This window comes from Nocardioides sp. (assembly GCF_024509035.1).
In the GTDB taxonomy this organism is placed as follows: Bacteria; Actinomycetota; Actinomycetes; order Propionibacteriales; family Nocardioidaceae; genus Nocardioides.
In genome coordinates, this window is record NZ_JANINT010000197.1 from 1 (window position 1) to 3,965 (window position 3,965).

The 3,965-nt window shown below is 72.6% G+C and carries 4 protein-coding genes; 1 reads left to right on the plus strand and 3 read right to left on the minus strand.

Annotated elements, in window-relative coordinates:
- The 3 genes from Q0L15_RS14655 to Q0L15_RS14665 all read right to left on the minus strand — a co-directional run.
- Window positions 1-1,324: MFS transporter (locus Q0L15_RS14655; protein WP_296605192.1), on the minus strand; the 1,324-nt coding region annotated here is incomplete at its 3' end.
- Window positions 1,321-2,646, minus strand: a complete 1,326-nt coding sequence (locus Q0L15_RS14660) for a M20 family peptidase (RefSeq protein ID WP_296605193.1) — start codon at window positions 2,644-2,646, stop codon at window positions 1,321-1,323. The genes Q0L15_RS14655 and Q0L15_RS14660, both read right to left, overlap by 4 nt.
- A gap of 76 nt (window positions 2,647-2,722) precedes the next feature.
- Window positions 2,723-3,358, minus strand: a complete 636-nt coding sequence (locus tag Q0L15_RS14665; protein WP_296605194.1) for a nitroreductase family protein — start codon at window positions 3,356-3,358, stop codon at window positions 2,723-2,725.
- Window positions 3,359-3,383: 25 nt separating this feature from the next.
- On the opposite strand from Q0L15_RS14665, the gene Q0L15_RS14670 reads away from it, so the two are divergent.
- Window positions 3,384-3,965 (plus strand): M28 family peptidase (locus Q0L15_RS14670; RefSeq protein WP_296605195.1); only part of this gene is annotated, 582 nt, incomplete at its 3' end.

Below are 3,965 nucleotides of genomic sequence, written 5' to 3' on the forward strand. Positions count from 1 at the left end.
GCGGCGCATGCCCCTCGGTCGGGTCGTCGATCGTCCCGGTCGCGGACAGCGCGATGGCGAACACGGCCGAGGCGATCGCGCCGCCGACGGTCTTGGTCGCGTTCGTCATGCCGGTGGCGAAGCCGGTGCGCTCCGGTGGTGCCGCGGCGGCGGCCGTCGCGGGCAGGGCCGCCACCAGTGCACCCGACCCGAGGCCGGCGACGGCCATGTTGACCAGCGCCTGCCACGTCGCGTCGTGGAAGGGCAGCCACAGGGCGTAGCCGGCGGCGACGAGCAGCGAGGAGAACACCAGCGCCCCCCGGGCCCCCAGCGAGCGGGTGGTGAGCGGCAGCGTGAACGCCCCGATCGCCAGGAAGATCACGTACAGCCCGATCAGGGTCGACACGAACCCCGCTCCCGCGCCGAGGCCGTAGCCCGCGACCTCGGGGTCGGTGCGCGCGAACGTCGACAGCGGGATCTGCGCACCGAGCACGGACATGCCGAACAGGAACGCGGTGAGCTGCACCGGCCACTGACCGGGCTGGCGCAGCAGGCGGACGTCGATCAGCGGCTCGGTCTGGCGCTGCTCGTAGCGCACGAACGGCGCCAGGGCGGCGACACCGAGCACGACCAGCGCCCACGCCAGCACGCTGCCCACGCCGTCGACGCGCACCACGATGAGGCCGGCCATCACCAGGCCGATCGCAGCCGTGACGAGACCGAGGCCGCCGAGGTCGAGCCCGCCGGTGGCGGTGCCGGGCAGGTCCTCGATGCCCAGCCAGATCACCACGAAGCAGGCGGTCACGGCGACGGCCGGCAGGGCCAGCAGCACGGTCATCGAGGTCGCGCCGACCAGGGCGCCGCTCGTGAGCGCGCCGATGATCACCGCGAGCTCGAGGGCGCCGACCAGCACCGCGGCCGAACGGCGGGTCAGCTGGTTCTGCCGGCCGGTGTCGGCGGTGCGCCGGAAGATGATCGCGACCTCGAGGGGCAGCCACACGACGTACGCGCCTTGCAGCGCGGCACCGACCAGGAAGGTGGAGAACGATGGGGCGAACGCCAGGATCCACGAACCGGCCGCGGTCACCGCCGTCGAGAGCAGCAGCACCTTCTTGTGCCCGACCAGGTCACCGAGCCGCGCCAGCGGCGGCACCACGAGCGCCGAGACGATCAGCTGCGCCGCCTCGAACCAGTTGACGTCCGCGTCGGCGATCGCGAGGTGGTCGGCGATGTCGCTGAAGATCGGCGTGTAGTAGCCCTGCAGGATGCCGCTGGCCAGCTCGACGCAGACCAGGAAGCCGACGATCGCGAACAGCGAGTGCCGTGCGTGGGTGGCGTGGGTCATCCGGGGATCCTCTCGATGAGGCGCTCATACCAGCGCACGCCGTCGACGAGCGCGTCCACCCCGAGGTGCTCGTCGTAGGAGTGGATGGACTCGCGCTGCGCCTTGGTCATCCGGAACGGCGCGAACCGGTACACCCGCTGGCAGATCGCGGTGAAGAACCGCGCGTCGGTGGCGGCCATCATCACGTACGGCGCGGGTACGGCGTCGGGGAACACCTCGGTGATCGTGTCCTCGATGAGCGCGAACGCCTCGTCGTCGTACGGCGAGACCGGGCTGGGCTCGTTGCGCTCGACGATGTCGACCTGCACCTGGTCGTCGTCGATGGTGCGGCGCACGTGCTCGAGCACGCCGGCGACCGTGTCGCCGACCATGATCCGGATGTTGACGCCCGCCTTCGCCGTGCTGGCGATGACGTTGAGCGCCGGGGACCCCGAGAGCGTGGTGATCGCGAACGTCGTGCGGGTCATGGCCGCCGGCTCCGGGCCGGCGGCGATGAGGGCGCGGGTGAGCACGGGGCGCAGGCGGGCGGCGTTGGCGAGCAGCGGTCGCAGGGCGAGGGAGGCGTGCGGGGCCATCCGGCGGAACAGCTCGACGGTCGGGTCGGGCACGCTCGCGACCATCGGCGCGCGGTCGAGGCGGGTGATCGCGCGGGCGATCCGCGCCGTGGGTCCCATCCGGGCCGGCGTCGAGGCGTGGCCGCCGCGACCCTCGACGCGCAGCTCGATCGAGGTGACGCCCTTCTCGGTCACCCCGACGACGCCGATCGGCGCACCGACGCCCGGGAACGCCTCCGCGGCGATCGCGCCGCCCTCGTCGACGACGAACCACGGTCGGACGCCGCGGCGTTCGAGCTCGGCGACCGCGAGCTGGGCCGACGTCCCGGACACCTCCTCGTTGCAGCCGAAGGAGAGCCAGACGTCCTGAGCGGGCACCACACCGCGCTCGAGCAGGGTCTCGACGGCCTCGCAGATGCCGACGACCGCGCCCTTGTCGTCGAGGGTGCCCCTGCCCCAGATCGCGCCGTCGTGGATCTCGGCGCCGAACGGCGGGTGCTGCCAGGGCGCGGCCTCCTCGACGGGGACGACGTCGAGGTGGGCCATCAGCACCACCGGCCGCGCGTCGCTGCGCCCCGGCCAGCGGAACAGCAGCCCGTGGGTGTCGACGCGCGTCAGCTCGAGCCGCTCGTGCAGCACCGGGAACTGCCGGGCGAGCTCGACCAGCAAGGCGTCGAACGGCTCGGGGTCGATCAGCGCCGGATCCCGGTCGGAGACCGTGGGGATGCGGACCAGCGCCTGCAGCTTGCCGACGGCCCGATGAGTCACTCGCGCAGGCTAGGGCAACCGCGGACGTCTCGGATGCGAGACGGACGGACCGGCTCCGGTCGTTGACCCTGGACCCTCACGCCGATGGACTGGCCTGGTGGCCCCACCGTCCCCGATGCACGACGTCCTCGACCGGCTTGCGACGGCGCCGCGCGGGCGAGCCCGCAGCGCCCTGGTCGGCCGGGTCGGGCGGATGGTGGCCGATCGTCACCACGCCGACGGGGTCGAAGTCGTCGGGGATGCCGAACGCCTCGCGCACCGCGGCGTCGCGCTCGGGCGGAACCCCGATGAAGCAGCTCGCGAGGCCCGCATCGGTCGCGGTCTGCAGGATCAGCAGCGCGGCCATCGCGGTGTCCATGTCCCAGAAGGGCTTGGGCCAACGCGCCTCGTCCCGGTCGGTCCAGCCCTTGTCGGGCTCGGCGTAGCGCTGCAGGTACGCCGCCTTGCTCGAGCAGGGCAGGATCACCACCGGGGCGCGCATCATGCCGCTCAGCCACTCGTCGGGGTGGTCGATGTCGTCGGCCGTCGCCTCCCAGAACGCGCGCACGTCCGCCGGGGTGTCGAGCACGAGGAACGCCCAGCCCTGGCTGAAGCCCGCGTTGGGTGCGCGCGTCGCGTTGCGCAGCGCGCGGTCGACGATCGCCGGGTCGACGGGGTCGGTGGCGTAGTTGCGGACCATGCGTCGACGTCGTACGACGTCCTGGAACTCCATGGTGGCCAAGAATATGAGGACTGTTGTGCCTGACGACTTCGAGCGGATGTGGGCCGACCTGGCACCGATCGGGAGGTCGGCCGCGTCCGGCGGCTACTTCCGACAACCCTTCACCACGCCGGAGAACGAGCTGCGGGCCTGGTTCCTCGAGCAGTGCGCGGCCCGGTCGCTGCGGGTCGAGTCGGACGCGTTCGGCAACCTCGTCGGGTGGTGGGACGTCGGCTCGGGACCTGCCGTGCTCACCGGCTCACACCTGGACTCGGTGCTCGACGGCGGTGCGTACGACGGGCCCCTGGGCGTCGTGTCGTCGCTGGCGGCGCTCGACGTGCTGCGCTCGCGTGGTGTGGTGCCGGCGCGACCGATCGGGGTCTCGGTGTTCGTCGAGGAGGAGGGGTCGCGCTTCGGGCTGGCCTGCCTGGGCTCACGGCTGGCGACCGGCACGACCTCGTGGAAGGTCGCGCGCGAGCTGCGCGACCGCGACGGCGTGGCGTTCGGTGATGTCGTCGAGGGGCCGGTCGAGGGTGGGACGTCGTCACTGCTGGCCTCGATCGGGACGTACGTCGAGCTGCACGTCGAGCAGGGCCGCAACCTCGTCGACCGGGGCGCG